Annotated in this window: 23 protein-coding genes; 8 read left to right on the top strand and 15 right to left on the bottom strand. The window is 43.2% G+C overall.

What is annotated here, in order from left to right; all coding sequences use genetic code 11:
* Together ABD010_RS10475 and cypC are read right to left on the bottom strand one after the other, a co-directional pair.
* A partial coding sequence (locus tag ABD010_RS10475; protein WP_343812756.1) for a LysM peptidoglycan-binding domain-containing protein occupies positions 1-737 on the bottom strand: 737 nt, incomplete at its 3' end.
* Positions 738-821: 84 nt separating this feature from the next.
* Positions 822-2,066: a CYP152 family fatty-acid peroxygenase CypC gene (cypC, locus tag ABD010_RS10470; protein WP_343812754.1), complete on the bottom strand. Its 1,245-nt coding sequence runs from the start codon at positions 2,064-2,066 to the stop codon at positions 822-824.
* 155 nt (positions 2,067-2,221) lie between these two features.
* Between cypC and ABD010_RS10465 the strand changes: the two genes are divergently transcribed.
* Together ABD010_RS10465 and ABD010_RS10460 are read left to right on the top strand one after the other, a co-directional pair.
* On the top strand, positions 2,222-3,355 hold the full coding sequence (locus ABD010_RS10465) for a conserved virulence factor C family protein (protein WP_343812752.1): 1,134 nt from the start codon (positions 2,222-2,224) through the stop codon (positions 3,353-3,355).
* Between the two features lie 377 nt (positions 3,356-3,732).
* Positions 3,733-4,284 carry a hypothetical protein gene (locus tag ABD010_RS10460; RefSeq protein ID WP_343812750.1) on the top strand — a complete coding sequence of 184 codons (552 nt, stop codon included), beginning with the start codon at positions 3,733-3,735 and terminating at the stop codon, positions 4,282-4,284.
* Between the two features lie 18 nt (positions 4,285-4,302).
* Here the strand turns inward: ABD010_RS10460 and ABD010_RS10455 are convergent, their stop codons facing one another.
* Entirely contained in the window at positions 4,303-4,539 is a 237-nt protein-coding gene (locus ABD010_RS10455; RefSeq protein ID WP_343812748.1) for a hypothetical protein, read from the bottom strand.
* A gap of 144 nt (positions 4,540-4,683) precedes the next feature.
* Here ABD010_RS10455 and ABD010_RS10450 point away from each other — a divergent pair, with 144 nt between their 5' ends.
* Positions 4,684-5,112 carry a MarR family winged helix-turn-helix transcriptional regulator gene (locus ABD010_RS10450; RefSeq protein ID WP_343812746.1) on the top strand — a complete coding sequence of 143 codons (429 nt, stop codon included), beginning with the start codon at positions 4,684-4,686 and terminating at the stop codon, positions 5,110-5,112.
* Between the two features lie 21 nt (positions 5,113-5,133).
* Entirely contained in the window at positions 5,134-5,736 is a 603-nt protein-coding gene (locus ABD010_RS10445) for an alpha/beta hydrolase (RefSeq protein ID WP_343812744.1), read from the top strand.
* 80 nt (positions 5,737-5,816) lie between these two features.
* On the opposite strand, the gene ABD010_RS10440 is transcribed toward ABD010_RS10445, so the two are convergent.
* From ABD010_RS10440 to ABD010_RS10430, 3 genes are all read right to left on the bottom strand, one after another.
* Entirely contained in the window at positions 5,817-6,671 is an 855-nt protein-coding gene (locus tag ABD010_RS10440; protein ID WP_343812742.1) for a VOC family protein, read from the bottom strand.
* A 144-nt stretch (positions 6,672-6,815) separates the two neighbouring features.
* On the bottom strand, positions 6,816-8,246 hold the full coding sequence (locus tag ABD010_RS10435) for an aldehyde dehydrogenase family protein (protein WP_343812741.1): 1,431 nt from the start codon (positions 8,244-8,246) through the stop codon (positions 6,816-6,818).
* A gap of 11 nt (positions 8,247-8,257) precedes the next feature.
* Complete coding sequence (locus tag ABD010_RS10430) at positions 8,258-9,892, bottom strand: acetolactate synthase large subunit (RefSeq protein WP_343812740.1); 1,635 nt, start codon at positions 9,890-9,892, stop codon at positions 8,258-8,260.
* A 141-nt stretch (positions 9,893-10,033) separates the two neighbouring features.
* Between ABD010_RS10430 and ABD010_RS10425 the strand changes: the two genes are divergently transcribed.
* A complete protein-coding gene (locus tag ABD010_RS10425; protein ID WP_343812738.1) occupies positions 10,034-10,798 on the top strand; it encodes a DUF3891 family protein in 765 nt (254 codons plus the stop codon).
* Between the two features lie 301 nt (positions 10,799-11,099).
* Positions 11,100-11,882 carry a TerC family protein gene (locus ABD010_RS10420; RefSeq protein WP_343812736.1) on the top strand — a complete coding sequence of 261 codons (783 nt, stop codon included), beginning with the start codon at positions 11,100-11,102 and terminating at the stop codon, positions 11,880-11,882.
* 160 nt (positions 11,883-12,042) lie between these two features.
* Here ABD010_RS10420 and ABD010_RS10415 read toward each other — a convergent pair whose 3' ends face one another.
* The 4 genes from ABD010_RS10415 to ABD010_RS10400 form a co-directional block, all read right to left on the bottom strand.
* Positions 12,043-13,647: an ABC transporter permease gene (locus ABD010_RS10415; protein WP_343812734.1), complete on the bottom strand. Its 1,605-nt coding sequence runs from the start codon at positions 13,645-13,647 to the stop codon at positions 12,043-12,045.
* The gene (locus ABD010_RS10410; protein WP_343812732.1) at positions 13,647-14,564 is read right to left on the bottom strand and encodes an ABC transporter ATP-binding protein; all 918 of its coding nucleotides are present in this window, start codon (positions 14,562-14,564) and stop codon (positions 13,647-13,649) included. Before ABD010_RS10410 ends, ABD010_RS10415 begins: the two co-directional genes overlap by 1 nt.
* 14 nt (positions 14,565-14,578) lie before the next feature.
* Positions 14,579-15,154, bottom strand: a complete 576-nt coding sequence (locus ABD010_RS10405; protein WP_343813039.1) for a TetR/AcrR family transcriptional regulator — start codon at positions 15,152-15,154, stop codon at positions 14,579-14,581.
* A 459-nt stretch (positions 15,155-15,613) separates the two neighbouring features.
* Positions 15,614-16,252, bottom strand: coding sequence for an endonuclease III domain-containing protein (locus tag ABD010_RS10400; RefSeq protein WP_343812730.1), 639 nt, complete (start codon positions 16,250-16,252; stop codon positions 15,614-15,616).
* 179 nt (positions 16,253-16,431) lie between these two features.
* Here ABD010_RS10400 and pdxK point away from each other — a divergent pair, with 179 nt between their 5' ends.
* The gene (gene pdxK / locus ABD010_RS10395; protein WP_343812728.1) at positions 16,432-17,241 is read left to right on the top strand and encodes a pyridoxine/pyridoxal/pyridoxamine kinase; all 810 of its coding nucleotides are present in this window, start codon (positions 16,432-16,434) and stop codon (positions 17,239-17,241) included.
* Positions 17,242-17,280: 39 nt separating this feature from the next.
* Here the strand turns inward: pdxK and ABD010_RS10390 are convergent, their stop codons facing one another.
* Positions 17,281-17,952, bottom strand: a complete 672-nt coding sequence (locus ABD010_RS10390; protein ID WP_343812726.1) for an RluA family pseudouridine synthase — start codon at positions 17,950-17,952, stop codon at positions 17,281-17,283.
* A 150-nt stretch (positions 17,953-18,102) separates the two neighbouring features.
* Between ABD010_RS10390 and ABD010_RS10385 the strand changes: the two genes are divergently transcribed.
* Positions 18,103-20,340: a bifunctional 2',3'-cyclic-nucleotide 2'-phosphodiesterase/3'-nucleotidase gene (locus ABD010_RS10385; protein WP_343812724.1), complete on the top strand. Its 2,238-nt coding sequence runs from the start codon at positions 18,103-18,105 to the stop codon at positions 20,338-20,340.
* Positions 20,341-20,381: 41 nt separating this feature from the next.
* On the opposite strand, the gene ABD010_RS10380 is transcribed toward ABD010_RS10385, so the two are convergent.
* From ABD010_RS10380 to ABD010_RS10365, 4 genes are all read right to left on the bottom strand, one after another.
* Entirely contained in the window at positions 20,382-21,104 is a 723-nt protein-coding gene (locus ABD010_RS10380) for an endonuclease/exonuclease/phosphatase family protein (RefSeq protein WP_343812722.1), read from the bottom strand.
* 96 nt (positions 21,105-21,200) lie between these two features.
* A complete protein-coding gene (gene ytxJ / locus ABD010_RS10375) occupies positions 21,201-21,545 on the bottom strand; it encodes a bacillithiol system redox-active protein YtxJ (protein ID WP_343812720.1) in 345 nt (114 codons plus the stop codon).
* 109 nt (positions 21,546-21,654) lie between these two features.
* A complete protein-coding gene (locus tag ABD010_RS10370) occupies positions 21,655-22,236 on the bottom strand; it encodes an NADPH-dependent FMN reductase (protein WP_343812718.1) in 582 nt (193 codons plus the stop codon).
* A gap of 127 nt (positions 22,237-22,363) precedes the next feature.
* Complete coding sequence (locus tag ABD010_RS10365) at positions 22,364-23,347, bottom strand: ring-cleaving dioxygenase (protein WP_343813038.1); 984 nt, start codon at positions 23,345-23,347, stop codon at positions 22,364-22,366.
* Positions 23,348-23,425: the final 78 nt, after the last annotated feature.

The following is a 23,425-nucleotide window of genomic DNA, read 5'->3' as shown; positions in this document are numbered from 1 at the left end:
ATTTCCAACAAATTATTGATTAACGTGTCCTGCACATCCGGATTTCGTAAAATGGATGCAGCATTATCCGAACTGAATCCTCCATCTTCTGAAAAATTTGTGACTACCAGTAATGGCGCTGTATTCGTTTCATGGGCTGCTTCCAGAACCGGTGTTTCCTGCAAAGCCTGAAGTGTACCGTCAGCATTTACGTGATACGAAAATGGTGCCAAATAAGTAAAATTCCTTCCCAAAGCCAGAACTTTTCTTCTGCCTTGCTCGCCAATTTGTGTCGTATACGCATTGACTTCGGTCACAGGACGTTCCGGGGCAGGAATTCGAATACTCTGGCCGGGGTAAATCAGTCCGGGCTCTGCTATATCATTTGCTTGCAGTATCGTGTCAACTGAACTACCGTAACGCTGCGCAATTGACCATATTGTCTCACCCAGATTAACTGTATGCATAAAGTAAGGAAGCTCCAGCATCTGGCCAACATAAATAACCCCGGAGGTAATATTGTTTGCTTCAGCAAGCTTCTGAACGGACACATCAAACATCGACGCGATTCGTACTAACGTATCACCACTCTGTACAACATACTCACGGCCGGGCTCGGGAATAACCAGTGACTGACCGACTACAAGCTGATTTGGATTATTCAACTCATTCGCCAGCGAAATCTGGTTGATGTCAACGCCGAACCTTTGTGCAATAAGCCAAAGATTATCACCACTTTTGACTACATATATCTCCATCTTTTCTCCTCCAATTTGGAATTCTACATACCATCCTATTCATTGGGTGATTGTCCTAGTAACAAATTGTGGAGAAAAAGATATTTACTTTTTGCTTATATTTTCGATGATGACCCGGCTTTTAGGAATCGGCGGCATACGCACTAGACTCAGATTCAAATTTTGCTTGGGCATATTATATGCCATTTGATTCGCCAAAAAGTCCAGACTCACTTTCATCACTTCGACTGTAATCCACTCCCCAGCACAGCGATGGCCAATATGGTAGTCACCACCACCCTGTGGGATGAAATCAAACGGACTTCCTTCCCACTCCTTAAAACGATCAGGGCGAAATACGGATGGATCTCCCCAACGTTCCGGGTCATGATTCGTTCCGTAAATATCAAGCAATACAAGCTTTCCTTTTTGAAAGAAATATCCTTGCCAGCTAAAGTTATTCCTTACTCGTGCACCCAAAAAAGGGCCAAACGGATAATATCTGCGAATCTCCTGTACAAAATATTGACTGTAGAGATCATCACCTGATTGCAGCTTCCCGGCTGATTCTGGGAATTCATGTATCGCTACTGCACCAAACGTTACATACCTGGCTATCGCCACGATAGGGCGCAAAATATTGATCAGTTCAACTGCAGCCATCTGTGTGCTCATGCGTTTACCATTCAGATTACGGTGCCATGCCATCGCATACAGCGCCGTATCTTCCGCGGGGTGCAACACACCACTGCGGACCTGTTTAATAATTTTTCGTATCCAGCGCTCTGTACGATTTCGGGCAACTCTTCCCTTCCAGTGCCTTGGCCCGACAGCACCAAACGCATCGATCATCGCAGAAAGATCTGCTGTTCTCAGTTTAAGCTCGTTCGCCCATAACGGAACTCCCGCCCAATTACAAGCTACACGGCACATAATTTTTCTCGCTTCATCAAACAGCCTGATGGTATCTTTTTGCATCCATTCCTCCAGCGAAAATTCCCATTGATGTTTTGTTATTGCAATCAAATCCTGAATCCGATCACGTGTCATCAAACCCATAAATAATGCTTTTCGGTGCTTATGCATCGCCCCATCCATTGTCTGCACACCATTTTTTCCGAACAGTGACTGCTGAATCCGACGCGGTGCCGCACCTTTTCGCTGAAATTTTTCATTGTCATAAAACAGTTCGGCTGCTTCTTCCCCGCCGATACAAATAACATGTTGTCCCAAGAGCCGGGTCTGGAAAATATCCGAGTGAAAACGCCGACGCCGATTTGGAATATACTGATAGCCTTCTTTTAAAAGAGCAAGTGTGTTATCAAGCCCTTTTTCATAAGGGATTGCCATATAATCAAACCCCCCATCTGAAAGTGTTCTCCATATTGCTATTTCCTAAATCAGGCTAAATTATTCCACATTTGGTTCCGGCGTTTTTTACCTGCAAAAATACCCGGATATGTTAAAATCACCATAACGGAAACCGTTGAAGGAGGAGAGCGATCATGAAAATTACGTCAATCGAGCCAACGCCAAGTCCATATTCGATGAAAATAAACGTAGATGACCAATTGCCGGACGGAAAAACTGAAAATTATAAAGCTGATGATGAATTAACTGCTGCTCCAGCATACGTACAGGAGCTTTTTAACATAAATGGCGTCAAAGGGCTTTACCGGGTGATTGATTTTATTGCACTCGAACGCAACCCCCGTGTATCATGGGAAGATATTTTGCCGGAAGTACGCCATGTGCTGGGTTCTGCTGAGGAAACAAATGATGACCTGAAGCCATCCGGAGAAAGCGACGAACACTTCGGAGAGATAAAGGTTTTCATTCAAATGTTCCGGAATATACCGATGCAGGTTAAGCTGGAAGATGGAGAGCAAGAGCACCGCTTTGGACTTCCCGACCGATTCATGAATGCTGTAATGGATGCATCGACTGCTTCGGATAATATGTTGATGGAGCGCAAGTGGGCCGAACAGGGTCCGCGCTATGGGGATGTGCAGGAAATCGGTCAGGACGTGGTCAATGAAATCGATGCAAGCTATGATTCAGACCGTGTTGCCGAGCTGATGAAATTGGCCAAAAATAATGCTGTTTCTGACGAACAAACTTCTTCACCATGGAAAAAGGTTACGCTTGAAATGATGAATGCACCCGACTGGAAAGACCGGTATGCAGCGTTGGACCGGATGGACCCGACGCTTGATGATCTGCCTGTATTGGATAAAGCACTTGACGATGCGAAGGGATCTGTTCGCCGACTGGCAACTGCATATTTGGGAATGATTGAAGAAAAAGATGTACTTCCCTATTTATATAAAGCAATGAAGGATAAAGCGGTTAATGTCAGACGTACAGCAGGTGATTGCCTGTCAGACCTCGGTTTCACGGAAGCTATACCGGAAATGATCTATGCATTATCGGACAAAAACCGTCTCGTCCGCTGGCGTGCAGCGATGTATCTGTATGAGGTCGGCGACGATACTGCCATTCCCGAACTCCGCAAGGCACTGAATGACCCTGAATTTGAGGTACGCATGCAAGTGAAAATGGCTCTTGCCCGGATTGAAGAAGGAGAAGAAGCAAAAGGCTCCATCTGGCACCAAATGACTCAGGCGACAAAACAATAGAACTAAATAGAAGCAGCAGGATTTGGCCGGCAAACAGCAGTGTCCCACACAACATAAGGTCATCCTGCACCATGTATGTACTGAGAAGGGCCGTGTTTTTGCGTGAGGGATTGTTTTTTCTTCTGAGGAACCGTATTCTTCCAAGAAGGATCGTTTTTTCTTCTGGAGGACCGTATACATTCATATTTTTAAACACAGCTTCACCGAAATTATGACGGCACCGCCATTTGACAATATCGCAAATGGCAGTTTTTTTACCAAAATGGCAACATTCTAAGCCTCAAGCCCTATCTGCAAATATTACCCTGGCTGCTTACACCCCAGACAGATTCCGCTTATCATGAATATACTATCAAAAAGGCTAGGGGAGATTCATAATGGAGAAGAAAATATATTTGCTTCTGACAGATACGGGCACACTTTTCACCAGAACAATTAAGCTTTACACAAGACAGCCATACAATCATGCATCAATTGCATTTGATGATAGCCTGACAGAATTATACAGCTTTGGTCGAAAAGACGCGCGCAATCCTTTTGTTGGCGGGTTTGTAAAAGAAGATGTTCAGAACGGATTGCTGCGAGAGGCTGAATGCGAAATTTACAGCCGTACAATACCAGCTGAACAATGTGAACGAATAACGAAATATATACAAAAAGTAAAAGAGCAGGAAGATCAGTATCGTTATAACCTGCTTGGATTGTTTGCAATTATCCTGAGAATTAAGTTCGACAGGGAAAATGCTTTTTTCTGTTCGCAGTTCATTGCTACGGTGTTGGCGGAATGCGGGGTCACAACATTCACCAAACCGCCGTCACTCATAACACCATATGATCTGCAGGAAGCTGCAGGGTTTCAATTGGTTTACCGGGGCAGGCTGGAAGAATTCTGCAAACATTCCAGACAGAACCATACCGCAATGATATAAAAACTGCACTGCAATGCTTTATTCACTCACACCGATTAGGGCTTTCATTTGTTTATTCCTATTTTCCTGTTCATTTTCGGACGCTAAATCATACTTTTTCAACAGATGAAACAAATCATTTAAAATTTCCTGTGATTGCTCATCCATCAAAAAAGCTTGAATTTCACTGCTCAATCCGTTTGGCAAATATGCTGTTTGACTGTTAAACTTACTCTCAACATCCTGATAAGTATGATCAATATTGCAATTTCCCATAAACAATTCTCCTCCTAAAAAATCTGTTTCTTCCAAAGTACCGGAAGAAATTACACGAATCAAGGCAACCCGCTTGACTCACTTCCTTATATCTATTATTATTATCTTGAATTCAAAATAATTGGATGGACCGGAGATGGTGCTATGCGTGAAAACCTATCGTTAAAGGCTTTTGTTGTGTTGATGAAAGCTTCTAAATCAGTTGAAGAAATGGTCAGACAAGATATTAAAGGCTATGGTGTAAGTATAACAGAGTTCTCAATTTTAGAGGCGCTTTATCATAAAGGAAGGCTGACCGTTAATCAGATTTGCGAGGCCGTGCTTATTAAAAGCGGGTCAATGACATACGTTATCAAAAAACTGCAGGAAAAAGGATTGCTCGACCGGGAAGCGTGTGCAGAGGACCGCAGAGTAATTCATGTGTATTTGACAACCGAGGGTAAAAAATTAATGGACGATATCTTCCCAAAACATCAGGAGGCAATTGAAAATATTTTCAGTGTAATCGATTCTGATGCAAAACAATCCATTATCAGCACCCTGAAGCACGTCGGTCTGCAGGATAAAGCGTAACAGGAAGGGAGAATATTAATTATGAAACACATCTTTAAACAGAGCAACGATTCCACAAAACCGACTTTCCTTCTGCTGCATGGTACAGGTGGAACGGAGGAAGATCTTTTGCCGCTTGCTGAAGCAATTGACAAAGATTCTAATGTTTTAAGTGTTCGGGGAAATGTTTCGGAAAATGGCATGCCGCGTTTCTTTAAACGACTGGCAGAAGGTGTATTTGACGAAAAAGATTTAATTGCACGGACAAAAGAATTAAATGAATTTCTGGATGAAGCTGCGGAAAAATACAGCTTCGACCGGAACAATATAGTGGCAATTGGTTACTCCAATGGCGCCAACATTGCAGCAAGCCTGATGTTCCATTATCAAGATGCGTTAAAAGGGGCTATCTTGCACCATCCGATGGTTCCGCGCCGCGGTATTGAGTTGCCCGATTTATCTGATAAAAGGGTCTTTATTGGTGCCGGAACAAACGATCCAATATGCTCTGCACGGGAATCTGAGAATCTTACATCACTTCTGGAAAACGCAGGTGCTGATGTCGAACTGCACTGGGAAAACAGAGGGCACCAATTGACTCCAGGCGAAGTAAAGGCAGCTGCACTATGGTACAACAAAAATTAACATTTTCTTTTCTGCCAAAAATACCGTTCCGGCATAATGCTCAGAACGGTTTTTTGTATGGCAATATCTACGTAATCCGATTAATCAGCCAACACCAAATGAACTACTGTTCCGGAAGGGTCTTTGGTGACATATTTATCCGCTTCTTTTTGTACGTCAGCACCAACTTTCACAAGACTGCTGGCTGCTGTATCTCTTGTTTCCTGATCAGGGAAAACAAGGGTATACCAGTTTAATCCTGCACTGTTTTGGGATGGGGCGGTTGCACCTTGTCCATTCCAAATATTCAGGCCGATATGATGATGATATTCATTTGTTGACGTAAAAAGTGCTCCGGGATAATCTGTTACGACTCGAAATCCAAGCCCATCCATGTAAAACGTTTTGGCTTCCTCAAGATCAGCAACATGTAAATGAATGTGTCCCATTACGGTCTCCCCCGGAAGTCCATTCCATTCTTTATTACCTTCTGCAAGCAGCCCTTCTGCATCAAGCTGCTCCGTGGCCATGGATACCTGATCCCCGGTCCATGTCCATTCTGCAGCGGGACGATCATGATATACCTCAATTCCATTACCGTCCGGATCAGACAGATAAAGTGCTTCACTGACATAATGATCAGCTGCACCTATCCGTATTCCGCTGCTTGCTATATGTTTCAGAAATGCGGACAGATCGGCACGTGTCGGCAGCAGGATGGCAAAATGATACAACCCGGCTTTACGGGATTCCTTTGGCAAAACATTTTCGGGCTGTTCCAATGTCAGAAGCGCTGTTTTTCCATCCGCGGTCAAAACAGCTTTTCGTTCGGTTTGATCAAGCACGTTGAACCCGATGACAGACTGATAAAACTGTACGGAGCGATCCAAATTCGTTACATTAATATTGACTTCCCCAACATATGTTGCTGGCTTTTCAAAAAACTTTCGTTCCATAAAAATTCTCCTCAATATTTAATTATTATTTATCACTAAGTTACTTTATGTAAGTAATTATAAACCGAAACAACAAATAAGTCAATTGTAAATAAAATTCGGGTAGTGCCAGGCACCACCCGAATTTCATCGAATACAAACGTATTAATCTCCGGTCTTAATACTGATAAATTTTTGCTCCATCATTTCGCGCATCGCATATTTAACGCCTTCCCTGCCGACACCACTGTCTTTCCAGCCGCCATAAGGCATGTTATCAATCCGGTAAGTTGGGATGTCGTTGACGATGACTCCGCCCGTTTCAAGCCGCTCTGCTGCATAAAAAGCCCGCTCCAGACTCGGCGTCATCACACCGGAGTTCAGCCCGTAACGTGAATCATTGGCATCATCAATTGCCTCTTCCAGTGTATCGAACGGAAATACGCAAACCATCGGACCAAAAATTTCATTCCGAAATACCTTTGAGTCCCGGTTTACATTTGTCAGTACAGTCGGCTCCATAACATTCCCTTGTACACCACCGCCACACTCAACATTGGCACCTTCCTGAATTGCTTCATCCAGCCAGGTTTGCAGGCGCTCGAGGGATTTCTTTGATATAACGGCTGTAATATTGGTCTTTTCGTCAAATGGGGAACCGATAACAAGCTGATTTGTCCTGGTTACAAACCTTTCCAGAAACGCTTCGTAGAGGGACTGATGCACATAAATACGCTGAATGGAAATGCACACCTGTCCATTAAATGAAAATGCCCCCTGAACACTCCGTTCAATGACCTGATCAATATCCACCCCTTCATCAATGATAAACGGGGAATTCGAACCAAGTTCAAGCGTCAATTTACGAAAACCTGCCTGTTGCTGTACCGTATACCCAACTTCCACGCTACCTGTAAATGTCACTTTTTTCACATATGGATGTTTCGTTAATGCCTCACTGAGGACATCACCTTTTCCGGGAATTATATTCAGCACACCTGCCGGAAGTCCTGCTTCCTTAAAAACTTCTGCAAGAAACAGAGAACTTAAGGGTGTCTGTTCAGCAGGCTTCAACACGATGGAATTCCCCGCGGCAATCGCCGGACCAACCTTGTGTGCAACAAGATTGAAGGGAAAATTAAACGGTGTAATCGCCGTTACAACACCTAATGGAGTCCGTTTTGTATATCCAAAACGGTTCTCTCCGCCTTCCGCTGCATCCATCGGAATCCGTTCGCCGTAATTCCGTTTTGCCTCTTCCGCTGAAAACCGGTATGTCTGAACGGTCCGGCTCATTTCCTCACGTGCGTTGCGGATTGATTTGGCTCCCTCTTTGGCGATAATTTTGGCGCACTCATCAGACCGCTCCTCTAAAATCGCAGCAACTTTGGCAAGAATTTTAGCTCGTGCATGTGCCGGGTAATCTCTGAATTTCTGAAATGACCGGTGTGCCTCCACGATTGCTTCCACTGCATCTGCTGGTTCAGCTTGGCCAATTTCGGCCAGTTCCTCTTCTGTATGCGGATTTGTTAATGTCTCATAATCTTTCGGCTCACGCCATTTTCCGCCAATCCATAATTTCCATTTCTTTGTCATCTCAATCCCTCCTACAGCTTACAAATATAATCGCCAAGTTGTTCGGTCAGTTTCATGTTTTCCGAATAGTCCACATCAACATCAATCAGGACAATTTCATTGCTGGCAAGACCATCTTCCAAAGCAGGCAGCAAATCACTCGAATGCTCAACCTTGACTCCTTTTGCTCCAACGCTTTTCGCAAAATCTACAAAATCCGGATCAGTAAATTCAATTGCATAAGACCTGTTAAATTCCTTCAACTGTTTCCACTCGATCAAACCGAATTTGGAATCATGGAAAATAACGACAACAAATGCCAGACCCATCCGCTTTGCAGTAACGAGCTCAGCAGCATTCATCATGAAACTGCCATCTCCAACTACTGCAACAACCGGTTTATCCGGGTCAGCAATCTTTGCAGCGATTGCACCGGGTATCGCAATCCCCATTGATGCCCAGCCATTGGAAATAATCGTGTGATTTGGTTTATCCGGCTGATACATACGGGCAACCCACAACTTATGTGCGCCAACATCAGAAATGATGACCGCATCACCTTTTTCCGCCTTTTTTATATCTGCAAGAATACGCTGCGGCTTAACCGGACTGCCGGATTCTTCATCGGAGGCATGCAATTTTTCCTCAAGCTGGGATTTTAATTCCTTTGCTTTTGGCCACAGTTCTTTTCTCTGCACATGCCCGGAAAGCGCCTTAAGCGATTCCTTCACATCACCGATCAGTTCTGCTTCAGTCGGATAATAAGCATCCACTTCTGCGGGCAGTGTATCCAGATGGACAATCTTATGCATTGCTTCATCATTCCAATATTTTGGAAGATACTCCACAAAATCATATCCGACGGTAATGATGAGATCAGCTGTATCGAAACCACAAAGGACATAATCCTGTTCCTGCATACCGACCGTATATAGTGTAAGCGGATGGTCGGAAGGCAAAACACCCTTAGCCATGAATGTATTGGCAACCGGAATATTAGCTTCCTCTGCAAACTTCCGTAAATCTGCGGATGCTCGGTCACGGATGACCCCATTACCGACCAGTATAATTGGCCGTTCCGCCTTGTTGATCAACTCAGCTGCCCGGTTTACTTCCGCTTCATCGGGCTGTGAAACAGGGATCCAAGCTACGGGAAGCGGCTCACCGCCAGTGTCAGTCATTGCAATGTCTTCCGGAAGTTCGATATGAACGGAACCCGGTTTATCAAGCAGCGATGTTTTAAACGCTTTCCGAATAATTTCCGGGATCGTATGCGCCACTTTGATCTGCTGACTCCACTTGGTTATTTCCTCAAACATCCCAACAATATTTACGTGCTGATGTGACTCCTTATGAACCCTTTCCAAGCCCGCCTGTCCTGTAATAGCAACTACAGGAGCATAATCAAGATATGCATCACCAATCCCGGTCATCAGGTTGGTCGCACCGGGTCCCAATGTGGCCAGGCACACACCGGTTTTTCCTGTCAGTCTTCCGTAAACATCTGCCATAAATGCCGCAGCCTGCTCATGAAAAACTACAACAAACTCAATATCCGAATCAGCCAGCGATTCCATTAAATCTGTATTTTCCTCCCCCGGTATGCCAAAAATATAATCAACACCTTCATTTTCCAGACACTGAACAAATAAATCTGATGCTTTCACCAAAATACCACCTTTATGTTACGGTTTTTGCATAGTATTCCATGTATGCTGGGGATTATGTAAAACGCTAGCCACAACTTTTTGCATGTACGAAATATATGGTACGCTTAAACTAAACTTACATTTGGCAGGTGAGGGCAAATGATTGTAAGGGAACACGAAAACGAATTTGTCATGATCGAACAGGATGACCACGCCCATATCTCCGGTCACTTGCTGCACAACTGGGACAGGAATTTATTTCATGGTGTGCCATTAAGGAAATCAGTTGAATATGCAGTTCAAAATCATGACTTGGGGTGGAAAATGATTGATAAACAGCCATTTTGGAATGATGAAAAAGAGGCACCCTATACATTTGTTGATTTCCCCGTGCTGCCTAAAACCGTATTCTACAAACACGGGATTGAAGAGGTAGCAAAGAATGATCCTTACGCAGGCCTGTTATGCAGCCGGCATTACACAAACTTTTTGCTGGATGATCAGTCAAAAGAAGCCGAGGAATTTGTCCGGAGCGAACATAAACGCCAGAAACAAATCAGTGAATCGCTCCATGTCGATAACAAGTTATACGACTTTCATTACGGACTTCTTCAGTTTTGTGACAGTCTTTCCCTCTATATATGCCTGAACAATCCAGGGGCGAGCAAATCGAACGAACACCCTTTTTTTAAATATGGAATCCCTGCACCTGATCAGGTATTTAAACAGGATAAAATTTTGTCACGCTGGAGGGACAAAACTACAATTGAAGTAGATGCTTTTCCATTTTCGGCACCCGTGAACGTCACCATCAATTATAAAAAAGTTTCAAGAAAAACTATTTCAGAAAATGGATTAATTAAGAGCTATACGGAATCTCCCCCGGACAAGTATGACGTTCTGCTTAAAGCAATGGAAGTATAGAAATTTTAATTGGACCAAAAATAGTCTGAGCAAAGGGATTGAAATCTTGTCGTCAATAAAATCAGTTGACATATCACACGTATAATGGTTAAATAAAAGTAGATTTTCAAAGGGGAGTAGCTTTAACAGTGGAGTCGTCACTACAGAGTTTATACAAACTCTCGGCTTTACTGGCAACAACTTACGGCGTTGTTAGCAAGACCTTTGCCAATGGTGGTAAAGGTCTGATTTATTATTAGAGACTTTTACCGCAATAGTTGGGTAAAGTCTCTATTTTTTGTGAAGCGAAGGGAGAACATTTATGGAATCACTACTTTTGGAATATGGGTGGACATTATTAATTCTAATTGGGTTGGAAGGTATATTGTCTGCTGACAACGCACTCGTTCTGGCGGTAATCGCAAAACACCTGCCTGAAGGTCAAAAGAAACGTGCAATCGACTATGGTATATACATGGCATTCTTTTTCCGGTTTGCTGCCATTTTTCTGATATCATTTATTGCGGATGTCTGGCAGGTCCAGGCAATTGGAGCCGCATATCTAATGTATCTGGGTGGAAAGCATGTCTATCAGGAGTACTTCAGCTCAAAAGAAGATGACGAAGAAGCCGACGCAAATAAAACAGGCATGGGTTTCTGGCCGACAGTAGCCAAAATTGGAGTTGCCGACGTTGCATTTGCCATCGACTCCATTCTTGCCGCAGTTGCGCTTGCAGTGACATTACCTGGCACACCATTACCACAATTCGGCGGTATGGACGGCGGGCGGTTCACCGTCATCGTGCTGGCAAGTATAGCAGGCCTAATCCTGATCAAATTTGCAGCCAATTGGTTTGTGAAACTATTGGAAACACGACCAGGCTTGGAAATGACAGCTTATCTGATTGTCGGATGGGTTGGGGTTAAACTTGCTGTCATCACCCTTTCACACGAACAAGTCAGTATACTGCCTGAGGGATTTGCTCATAGCACAGTTTGGACCATCATTTTCTGGACTATCCTATTAGGCATTGCCGTTATCGGCTGGTTTGTATCTGGCAAAACCGGTGTTCAGAAAAAAGCCAATGACGGAGCATCATCTTAATGGAGAGGGCAGCCTGGTTCGGCTGCCCTCTTCATATAGTAAATAAACCGACCCAATCAATCCTGATGCTGTACAAATTATAATCTAGACCATTTTTTGTCGATATTTCCCGGGAAATATCGAACATTCACTGCTTTCCACCTGCACCGAAAATCACGGTTCACTCTTGTATATCCCGTTTATTATATCCGAATAAGCCCATAACAATCAGGGCAACTGCGACAAACAAAAGCATGACAATACCGGAAACATTCAAATCCTCCACAGGAATTTGCGGTACATGACCAAATGGAGACAATTCACCAAGCCATTCCGGAAATTGCAGTAACCCTCCCAAATAAACAATCACAAATGAATAGACCAGATACAGCCACACTAACCCCGACCAATTTGGCTTTACACCTGCCAATAATACACCGGCACCTACCATAACCCACATTGCGGGAAAGTAAACTGCAGCTGATTGATACATCACGCCGAATTCAAGTCCTTCTTCCATTACAAAGGAAGAAGCAGCCCATAATCCGATAACAGCAAGTGACTGCATCACAAAACTGACTACAATCCCTATCCATAAATAACGGCTTAATAATTTTGTCCGTGAAATGGCACGGCCAAGAAAATGCTCAATACGACTATTCTTTTCCTCCCCTTTCACCTTTAACACAGCCATCAGTGCCGGCACGGTTCCAATCATCGCCATAACCGACATAAGCATTGCCGCAAATTGCTCGGTCAATGTATATCCGGACTCTGGTTGGATTAACTTTTTTGCCATTTCCATGTCAGAAAAAAATGTCTCAAGGTCACCAAACACTGACCCATATGACACACCGATAAGGAGCATGCCAATTGCCCATGCAATAATCGAAGTACGCTGAATCCTCAGTGCCAGCCCAAATGGACTTTGCAGAAAAGCCGATGCATGTTTTCTGCCTGGTTTTGATGGAAGGAACCCTGCTCCTGCATCACGAATTGCATTCAAGTAAAGCGCCAGCAACATAATGATAACGGACGAGATAATAATCAGCCCAACTGGCCACCAATAATTATTGACATATGTTTGCGTCTCCAAGACCCATCCCAGTGGCGAAAACCAGGTTAACATGCCACTTCCGGCATCACCAATCGCCCGGATGATATAGGCAATTCCCAGAACAGCAAGGGAAAAGCCAATAGCACCACGCGCATTTTCACACAGCTGGGCAAACAAGGCAGTAACAGCTGCAAAAAATAATCCCGCTGCACCAAGCGCGGCTCCATACAACAGAGATCCTTCCAGATTCATACTATCAATCTTCATGGCGTACAATCCAAACCCGATGACAAGTGCAAACAGAGCGTTCACAGCAGTTATCACGAGAAACGTTGCGTTAATATTGGACAAACGTCCGGCTGGCAACGACCGAATCATCTCAAGTCGTCCTTCTTCCTCATCTGCCCGTGTATGCCGGGCAACAAATAAAATACTCATAATTGCAAAGGCAAGTGCGGTAAAAAGCAACATCTGATTTGCCATCATCGATCCGAATGAGTAACTTCCATCTGAGTACACCTGCCCCACCATTGTTTCCATGGCAGGGTTTTTCATCGTTCCCAGCATTGCCAGCCGGTCCTTTGTATCCGGATACATTTCCTTGAGTGAACCGGCTAGCGCAAAGGTTAATACAGACAATGCCATCATCCAAATCAGTAAACGCATGCGCTCCCGTCGAACAATCAGGTGGGAAAATTCCCTTGTGTGATTGGTCAGTTCTTTAGCCATTAGGAAGCACCACCCTTATCCTGTTGAGCAGAAAATTCCTTCCCTTCATAATGGCGCATAAACAGGTCTTCAAGCGTCGGTGGAGCGCTCTCCATTTTCACAACGCCATATTGACTGACATGCTTCATGACCGCATCAAGTTTTTCCGTATCAACTTGGAAAGAGAGCTCCTGATTATTTTCCCTGAGATCATGAACCCCTTCCATTGTATCCAATGAAGGAACCGGTTCCTTTGTTTGCACCAACAGATTTGTCCTGGTTAAATGACGCAGATCGTTCAATGAACCACTTTCAATAATTTTCCCCTGCCGAATGATGCCAACTGTATCACACAATTTCTCCACTTCCGATAAAATGTGACTTGAAAGCAAAATACTTTTTCCTTCACGTTTCGCTTCTATCACGCATTCCTGGAAAACATGCTCCATTAACGGGTCCAGTCCAGATGTTGGCTCATCCAGAATATACAAATCAGCCTCTGATGAAAAAGCAGCAACTAGTGCAACCTTTTGTCTGTTCCCCTTTGAGTATGCCCGGCATTTCTTGGATGGATCCAAATCAAATTTTTTAATCAGTTCCTCGCGTCTGCTTTTATTATGGCTGCCACGGAGCTTTACAAACAGATCAATGACTTCCCCGCCGGTCAGGTTCGGCCACAGATTCACATCACCCGGCACATAAGCAATCCGCTTATGAATGTCGACAGCATCTTTCCAGACATCTTTGCCAAAAATCTCTGCTTGCCCGGAAGTTGCCTTTAATATTCCGAGCAGGATACGAATTGTTGTAGACTTCCCGGCACCATTCGGACCGATAAATCCATATACCTCACCTGGACTCACGTTAATGTCAATTCCATCCAGTGCGGTGAACTTTCCGAACTTTTTTGTTAACTGCTGTGTCCGCAATACAGTCAATCGAACCCCTCCCCTTATTTGTAGAAGCTTTTCTTTAATACATCAAGATATCCGTAAAACTCTTCCCAGTATGGCTCAAAGTCAACATCCGTCATTTTTTCACCCTGTAAACGGGCAATAATTTCGTTCTGATATCCATCCAGCGCCCACTGGATCAACTTAAACGCTTTTTCGACATCTACATCCTCCCTGAACAGTGACGTATCAATGTTTGCATACATAATGTCATAGCCTCGTTGTGTTAAATTGGCATATCGTTTTTGCAGTTTCTCAGGTAAATCTATGTCAGACCCAAGAAAAAATGTCCCCAGAAAGTTAAACACACCCGGATTTTCAACAAAGCATTTCATTTTCAAGTGTGTCGCCTGTCTGAGTCGTTTAATAAAATCTGTTTCCGCCATATTTATGAAACTCATATACTCATTTTCAATTACATCCAGCGAATACTCCACCAAGTAATGATAAAGTTCCTTCTTACTGCCCAAATAATAGAAAAGCATACCTTTACCGATTCCGGCATTCTTTATGATTTGATTGGTTGACGCCCGTTCATACCCGTTTGCTGCAAACTCCACCAATGCAGCATTTATAATCCGCTGCTGTTTTGCTTGATCAATACTTTTAAACTTCGTAGGAATAAGCCTTCACCCCCTTAAATATTATTCGACAAAATTTAGGTGATGCCCAGTGCTTGCTCAATAGACCATATTGGTCGACTAAAATATAACACTTTAGACCACACTGGTCAATAAGATTTTAATAAAAAGACTTCGAAAAGATGAAGTCTTCATTTATTTCTTTGATTTTTTAAATACGATTTTACAGGCGGATTTCCGCAGTCTATTGATACGTGCTTCAGCCATGTACCGGTAAACATGCTGATTAAAGTACATCATCCAGCTTCCTCCTTTATGGATTTGATATGGTACTTTAATGTTACTGCGGATAAAGCTTTCAGTCGTCGGCTAAGTGACTGAAATATCGCATAAAAAATACCCTGCTGTTGACGCAGGGAATGTGCGACTCCAGATGGAGGACTTCTCGGCAAATCAGCTCAATCGCTGCTCACATGCCGCATTCAAAGGGCATATTTCACAGGATGGACGCTTTTTGCAAATTTGTTTCGCATGTTCAACCAGCAATGCATGATATTCCTGGAATACGTTCAATTCATTAGGCATGTGTTCCTCAACAAGGTTCCGAAAACTCTCATACGATTCAGGCATATCATACCCCAACCGGTAGAAAATCCTTCTGGCATATGCATCTGTTACAAATATTGGCTTATCAAATACATACAGCAGCATGACATCGGCTGTTTCGCGGCCAATTCCCTTGATATTCAACAGTTCCTGCCGCAACCGGCTGCCCTCCAATTTAGCCGCTCGTTCCGTATCATAATCATACTTTCTAAACCATTCCAGAAACGCTTTGATCCGGCCCGCTTTTATATTGAAAAACCCACTCGGTTTAATTAATTCAGCAAGGTCCTTCTCAGGCAGATTATCCATTATTTCCGGCTCCAAACAGTCCTTTAATCTGGAAATGGCCTTTTCAGCATTACGCCAATTGGTATTTTGTACCAAAATGGCACCGATCAGCATTTCAAATGCCGTATCAGCCGGCCACCAACCCTGTGGTCCAAAATAATCATATAATTTGTTATAAATGAAATCATAATTCTGCATACAAGCCTCCAAGACGTTACTTGAATTTTATACCTGCTTTAATACCGTATTGTATCATGAAAACCGTTTTCATCTTCCACTCTGCTCGAAAACCCGTTATGCTTTTTTTCCACTACCATCTGTTATATTCTAGTATTAGAAAATAAAAAATATAAAAATCGCAGTTTGGAGGTATGGCTATGTCCATGAAGAAAACATTAACACTCGCCGGTTCTGATTCAAGCGGCGGTGCAGGAATACAGGCAGATTTAAAAACATTCCAGGAGCATGGTGTTTATGGCATGACCGCATTGACATCGATTGTCACAATGGATCCAAAAGACAACTGGAGCCATGGAGTATATCCTATAGACGTTAACATCGTTGGAAAACAATTGGACACTATCCTGTCAGTTGGCGTCGATGCCATGAAAACAGGCATGCTTGGATCCGTGGATATTATTGAACTTGGTGCCCAAAAAATGGATGAGTATAAACTCGATAAATTTGTTCTCGACCCGGTAATGGTGTGTAAAGGGGAAGATGAAGTATTACAGCCGGAAAACACGGATGCAATGCGGGAAGTGCTTCTCCCCCGCGCAACGCTTACAACGCCCAACTTGTTTGAAGCCGGTCAACTCGCACAAAACGGTCCAATCAAAACAATGGATGGCATGAAAGATGCAGCCGTGAAAATTCATAAACTCGGTGCTAAGAACGTTGTCATTAAAGGCGGTAAAGTATTTGATCATGAAAAAGCAATTGACCTTTTCTTTGATGGACAAGACTTTACAGTATTGGAAACGGATAAAATAAACACTTCCTATAATCATGGTGCCGGGTGCACATTTGCTGCTGCAACAACAGCAAACCTTGCAAACGGCCTATCCGTGAAAGAGTCTGTCGAAAAAGCGAAGGAATTTGTCACCGCGGCAATTGCGCACGGATGGAAAATGAATGAATATGTCGGACCAGTCATGCATGGCGCATATAATCAGTTTGGAAAATAACTTTCAACGTCCCTGGAGAAATAAAGCTCCAGGGATTTTTTAACCGAACAATTTCCACGGAGATTCCGCGGGCGGTTTGGAAGTGAATTCCATCATTTCTTTTTTTGTTGGGTGTTCCAGTGTCAATTTATTCGACCATAGCGCTATTTGCTGTCCAGGTTTATTGACATGCTGACCGTATTTCTGATCACCATAAAGCGGATATCCTGATTCAGCGAGCTGCACTCGAATCTGATGGGAACGGCCGGTTATCAGGTTAATCGACAGCTTGCTCAACGAATCTTTTTCCCCAATTACTTCATACTCCAACAGTGCGCGCTTAGCCTGTTTATGATTGGAAGAAACAGCAAATACTTTATTTTCCTGTCGATCCTTATAAAGAAAATGCTCCAGCCGGGCATGCTTTTCATTAGGAGTACCACGTACCACAGCAACATACGTTTTACCAAATCTATTGCGCCGTATGGAATCTGACAGGCGGGAAGCAGCTTTTGATGTCTTTGCAAATACCATAACACCGCCAACAGGACGGTCGAGACGATGAACCAGGCCAAGATAGACATTTCCCGGCTTTTGGTAACGTACCTTCAGATCTTGTTTCAATAAATTATGCAGGTCGCTGTCACCGCTTTGATCGCCCTGCACCGGTATGTTGACTGGCTTTTCCACGACCAGCAGATGGTTGTCTTCGTATACTATCGGTATATTCATGCAACAATCGAACTCCTTTATTTGATAACTTTTCCTATCATAACATACTAATATCCTTCTGGTTCATTGTGGCCCTGTCATTCGGCCTATTTATTTTTTCCTAGTTTTCCTTTATTCTAAATGTGACAAATCTATGAAGGGGGTTACAAAATGTATCGAAAAATAATGTGGCGCGTTATCTTCCCGTTAATGGCAATTATGCTTGTTTTTACTCCATCGGGTGGAAATACTGCAAACGCGGCGGAGGATAACAGCATTGTCAATCTGCGGCTGATGGAGACAACGGATATCCACGTACATCTGGCAAATTATAACTATTATCAGGATGAGCCAACGAATCAATTCGGTCTGGCCCTGACAGCAACACGCATCAAACAAGCTCGAAGCGAGGTTAATAACAGCATGCTGTTTGATAACGGGGATCTGATTCAGGGGAATCCGCTCGGTGACTATGTAGCGCGAAACGGCCTGGAAGAAGGAGAAGTACATCCCGTTTACAAGGCTATGAATCTATTAAATTATGACATGGCAAACATCGGAAATCATGAATTCAACTATGGCATTGATTTTTTAAAAGAGTCGATTGATGATGCAAATTTCCCATACGTAAATGCCAACGTCTATTATGATGATGGTGACAATGATCCAACAAACGATGAGCCCTTTTTTGACCCTTACCGGATTTTACAAAAACAGGTAACGGATACAAACGGCAATACGCAAACCGTTGATGTTGGGGTGATTGGTTTCGTGCCGCCGCAGATTATGCAGTGGGACCGTGCCAATTTGGAAGGAAAGGTTATCACAAAAGGAATTTATGAAACCGCACAAAAGTATGTTCCGATTATGAAAGAAGCCGGGGCAGATATTATCGTAGCCATTCCGCATTCCGGACTGGGGACAGTCGAATTGCAGGAACGGGAGGAAAATGCAACCTATAACCTGACAGAGGTTGAAGGCATCGATGCCATTATGTTCGGACATGCCCATGAAGTATTTCCGAGTGAAACATTCACCGGAATCCCGGGCGTAAATCTGGACAAGGGTACCATCAATGGTGTTCCTTCCGTTGAAGCTGGTTACTGGGGAAACCATCTTGGCATCATTGACCTGAAACTTGAGAAAGATGGGGAAGATTGGAAAGTAATTGACTCAGGTTCTGAAGTACGGTCCATTTATAACGAGGAGACCGGTGAAGCACTTGTGGAACCAGATCAGGAAATTCTTGATTCGATTAACGAGGAACACCAGGCAACGCTCGAATACATCCGTTCCCAAGTGGGTGAAACTACCGCACCTATTTACAGCTATTTCGCACTTGTCAAAGATGATCCATCTGTGCAAATTGTTTCCAATGCACAAAAGTGGTACACCAAACAGGCTGTGGCGGGAACGGAATATGAAAATCTGCCAATCTTATCTGCTGCTGCACCATTTAAGGCAGGCGGACGGAGCGGTTCCGGTTATTATACGTACATTCCGGAAGGTCCGATTGCTATTAAAAACGTAGCAGACCTTTATGTATACCCGAATACATTAAAAGTTGTAAAATTGACTGGTAAAGAGATTCGTCAGTGGCTGGAAATGTCTGCTGGACAATTTAACCAGATTAATCCAAACGCTTCCGAACCACAGGATTTAGTAGACAATGGCTTTTCAACCTATAACTTTGACGTAATTGACGGAATTACTTATGACATTGATGTAACGGAACCATCCCGGTATAACAATGACGGGGAACTGATCAATCCTGATGCACAGCGCATTGTAAACCTGCAGTATAATGGTGAACCGGTGGAGGACAGTCAAGCGTTTCTTGTAGCAACAAACAACTACCGGGCAAGCGGCGGGGGAAACTTCCCGAATCTGGATGGCAGTCAAATTGTTCTGTCACCACAAATTCAGAACAGACAGGTTATCATTCAGTACATTCAGGAAAATGGTACAATTGACCCATCAGCGGATGGCAACTGGTCCTTTGCAGCGATAGAAGGCAATCCTGAATTGACATTCCAGTCATCACCGGATGCACAGGAATTTATTGAGCCAAGCGGAAACATTGCCTATATTGGTGAAGGTACAAATGGCTTTTCCAAGTATGCCATCGACCTTTCTGCTGAAGAGCCTGTAACCCTCTCATCGCTTCAGAAGGATGTAACAGCCTTCATTGCAGATGGTTCCGTTGAACACCCATTGGCAGTTCAGCTGGAAAACAAGCTGAAACAGGCAGAACATCACATGGATAAAGGGCACCAAAAGCAAGTTGTGAAAAAGGTGGAAGGATTTTTAAAACATTTAAATAATAAAGCGATGGAAAAGTTCATTACAGCAGAAGCGAAAGAAGCACTCAATAACCATGCAAATGAGCTTCTGGACAGCTGGAATTAATCGATTTAATGACTAACCCCCTTGCGGCATTCGAGGGGGTTTTATATTTTCACCAATTCAGCTATTAAGACGGCATGATCCGAGTAGTTTTGCCTGCGTTCATGATGAGAAATATCACATATACTGGGGGTTCTTTTAAGAGGTGGTGAAAGAAAAATATAATCAAGCCGGTACCCGTTATGCTTATGACTGAACCAGGTGTAATCTGTACTGTTACGATTGCACAGCCTCCATGCATCAGCCCATCCATTATCAAGCAATGCTGTAATATAACTGCTGTATTTCAGTGGAGCAGCAGATCTTTCATTTAGTAAGGCCGTATTAAAATCACCAATTATCACACACCTGTCGCTTGTTCTCCTGTCAGCATACTTCATGATCTGCTCCCAATGAAACGTCTTGTCATATGTTTCATTAACATTTGGCACGTGTACCCCAAGCAGGTACAAATGCAGCGAAGGAATATAGACTTCATTCCAGCGGTGTGCACCATATTTCCCGGAGAAAGGAGGTTTCTGCTCCATCAGCTGAAAAGATGAAATGATGGCCACACCATGTTCCTTATGCGGCGGATTGGAAGTTTGGATATAATCCCAGCCGGCATCCCGCAGTTCAGATAAAATGAATGTGCCAGTCTGATTGTTTTTAAATTCAGTCAGGACCATTACATTTGCCTGATGACGAGTCAATGATGCAACAATCTGTTTGGAAGCTTTTTTTCCTCCCTGACGAAGATTCCATGTTAAGATGGACAGCTTTTTCATTTCACAATCCTCCTTGTAAGCGACTTAGCATTTTGGTGTTATTCTCTCCCGAGTTTGTGCCGCTCCCTCCCGAAAATACATTATACACAATTAAAACTATGACCGCTTCAATGCATCTTTTATAGCATCTACCGTAATTTTCGAGTGTGAAGTGTTCCACAACACCTCTTTATCTTTAATCAAAAAAATTTGCGGTGATTCATGTTTAACGCTCGTTTTATCAGCAATCTCATTGGAAACATCTCTGCTTTCGATCACTTTAACCATATATCCAGCAAGATTATCTTCTGCCGAATCCAAAAAAGCATGATATTCCTTAAATGCACCGGCACTGATTGGGCATGTTGTACTATGCTTGAAGAGCAGGACTGGGTTTTCAGTTGACTCTTCCCACACTTGCTCCAGTTCATCTGTTGCCTGAAGTTCTTTCAGTTCAACCATTCCAAAAACCTCCTTAAATGACTGTACTTTCATTTTAGTAGAATCAGCCATAATTAACCAATAATAAAGCGGACATCTGTATGTACAGACATCCGCCTATTGAAACCATTTATGCATTTACCGTAACTTTTTCTCTAACTGTCTTCAGTGCGCCGCTCCATGCAATAACCTGATCAAGCATTCCATTTGCATTCGCAGCATGATAGTCAGCAGGTTTGAACACGCTGAAATTTTCAAAGTCTGTCATAAGGGAGAAGGTTACTGCAGTTTGGACGTCTGCAACCTGCAGTTCGCCAAAAATAAGACGTAGATTTTCATGTGCGCGTGTGCCTCCCAGGCTTCCATAACCAACCATTCCGGCAGCTTTATTGGCTACTTCAGGTTTCAGATAGTCAAGTGCATTTTTTATTGCGCCGCCTACAGAATGGTTATATTCAGGAACAACGAAAATGTAACCATCAAATGAAGCCATTTTTTCAGACCATGCCTGAATGGCCGTTTCCGATTCCTTTTGCTGTGCTTCCGGCACCGCTGCACCAAGCAATGGCAGGTTATAGTCAGCAAGATCCACTAGTTCGTAGTTTACATCCTGATCCTTGCGATTAGCAGCAAAATCATACACCCAGTTCGCCACTGCCTCCGCGTTACGTCCCTGGCGGACACTTCCAAGAATAACTCCTATGTTTAACATGATAATTCCTCCCACAATTTATGTTGATTTATTTTTAGTCTGAATTCAACATAAATAAGCATAGCATGGTTCTTTGGTTATTTCAAGTAAGTTTATATATATTTTATAACAAAGTTACTAAAAGTAATTAATTATATTCCTTTTTAAATCCTATTGTACTTCTGACTGTATCAATTGGGCGTACCATCTGCTCAATTTGTTCACGCTTTGGTTCCAGCATCGGCGGCAGCGATAGCTTTTCGCCAAGCGTTTCATATGGCTCATCACCCATGAAACCGGGTCCGTCTGTTGCAAATTCAAACAATATTTGCGGTGCAACATTTACATACAGCGACCCAAAGAAATGACGGTTTACATAGCCGGATGTCCGGAAACCAAATCCATTCATTCGCTCAATCCATTCATCCAGAACAGCGCGGTCCTCCACGCGAAATGCCGAGTGATGAACAGTTCCATAGCCTTGCCGTGCCATCGGAAGCACCGGATTATATTCAACGATAACCTGTGCACCGTTTCCGCCTTCTCCTACCTCAAACAAATGAAAAGACCCTTCCTGATCAATTTCCTTAAATAAAAGCACTTTTTCCATCATTTCCTTAAAGTAATCGAACTCAGCAATCCGGACAAAGATTGGACCCAGTCCAGTAATGGCATATTCCAGTGGTATCGGGCCGTTTTGCCATGGTGTACCGGCAGCAACTCCTTCATTCTTTTCATCAGAAATAAGCTGGTAATTCTGATCATCAAAGTCAACAAAGGAAAGTGTTTTTGTACCAAATTGTTCTTTAATCCCTTTATGCTTCACTTCCAACCGGTCAAACCGCTTTTCCCAATATTCCAGTGCTTCATCACTCGGTACGCGAAATGACGTTTTAAATATCTCATTGGTTCCATGACTGCCTTTCGGAATACCCGGAAAATCAAAAAACGTCATATCCGTTCCTGCATTGCCCTCATCATCTGCAAAAAACAGGTGATACGTTTTAATATCATCCTGATTTACTGTTTTCTTAACCAGACGCATTCCCAGTACATATGTGAAAAACTCATAATTTTTCTCTGCACTGCTCGTAATGGCTGTTACGTGGTGCATTCCTTTTATTCCGTTCATCGTATTTTTCCCTCCATCTATTTTACTTGTCAGCAATATTATTTTGAATTCAAAATAAATATACTGCGAAAAATTATT

Origin of the sequence: Virgibacillus siamensis, from assembly GCF_039522605.1 — a bacterium.
In the GTDB taxonomy this organism is placed as follows: domain Bacteria; phylum Bacillota; class Bacilli; order Bacillales; family Amphibacillaceae; genus Lentibacillus; species Lentibacillus siamensis.
The sequence above is the reverse complement of the archived record's forward strand: the minus strand, read 5'-3'. Positions and strand labels throughout refer to the sequence as shown.

Bases quoted from the DNA above. Each gene is read 5' to 3' on its own strand.
- ABD010_RS10425 (WP_343812738.1), top strand. From the start codon at position 10,034: ATGATTGTAAGGGAACACGAAAACGAATTTGTCATGATCGAACAGGAT.
- ABD010_RS10450 (WP_343812746.1), top strand. From the start codon at position 4,684: ATGCGTGAAAACCTATCGTTAAAGGCTTTTGTTGTGTTGATGAAAGCT.
- ABD010_RS10440 (WP_343812742.1), bottom strand. From the start codon at position 6,671: ATGGAACGAAAGTTTTTTGAAAAGCCAGCAACATATGTTGGGGAAGTC.
- ABD010_RS10380 (WP_343812722.1), bottom strand. From the start codon at position 21,104: ATGAAAAAGCTGTCCATCTTAACATGGAATCTTCGTCAGGGAGGAAAA.
- ABD010_RS10385 (WP_343812724.1), top strand. From the start codon at position 18,103: ATGTATCGAAAAATAATGTGGCGCGTTATCTTCCCGTTAATGGCAATT.
- ABD010_RS10420 (WP_343812736.1), top strand. From the start codon at position 11,100: ATGGAATCACTACTTTTGGAATATGGGTGGACATTATTAATTCTAATT.
- ABD010_RS10455 (WP_343812748.1), bottom strand. From the start codon at position 4,539: ATGGGAAATTGCAATATTGATCATACTTATCAGGATGTTGAGAGTAAG.
- ABD010_RS10370 (WP_343812718.1), bottom strand. From the start codon at position 22,236: ATGTTAAACATAGGAGTTATTCTTGGAAGTGTCCGCCAGGGACGTAAC.
- cypC (WP_343812754.1), bottom strand. From the start codon at position 2,066: ATGGCAATCCCTTATGAAAAAGGGCTTGATAACACACTTGCTCTTTTA.
- ABD010_RS10465 (WP_343812752.1), top strand. From the start codon at position 2,222: ATGAAAATTACGTCAATCGAGCCAACGCCAAGTCCATATTCGATGAAA.
- pdxK (WP_343812728.1), top strand. From the start codon at position 16,432: ATGTCCATGAAGAAAACATTAACACTCGCCGGTTCTGATTCAAGCGGC.
- ABD010_RS10390 (WP_343812726.1), bottom strand. From the start codon at position 17,952: ATGAATATACCGATAGTATACGAAGACAACCATCTGCTGGTCGTGGAA.
- ABD010_RS10435 (WP_343812741.1), bottom strand. From the start codon at position 8,246: ATGACAAAGAAATGGAAATTATGGATTGGCGGAAAATGGCGTGAGCCG.
- ABD010_RS10445 (WP_343812744.1), top strand. From the start codon at position 5,134: ATGAAACACATCTTTAAACAGAGCAACGATTCCACAAAACCGACTTTC.
- ABD010_RS10415 (WP_343812734.1), bottom strand. From the start codon at position 13,647: ATGGCTAAAGAACTGACCAATCACACAAGGGAATTTTCCCACCTGATT.
- ABD010_RS10400 (WP_343812730.1), bottom strand. From the start codon at position 16,252: ATGCAGAATTATGATTTCATTTATAACAAATTATATGATTATTTTGGA.
- ABD010_RS10460 (WP_343812750.1), top strand. From the start codon at position 3,733: ATGGAGAAGAAAATATATTTGCTTCTGACAGATACGGGCACACTTTTC.
- ytxJ (WP_343812720.1), bottom strand. From the start codon at position 21,545: ATGGTTGAACTGAAAGAACTTCAGGCAACAGATGAACTGGAGCAAGTG.
- ABD010_RS10365 (WP_343813038.1), bottom strand. From the start codon at position 23,347: ATGAACGGAATAAAAGGAATGCACCACGTAACAGCCATTACGAGCAGT.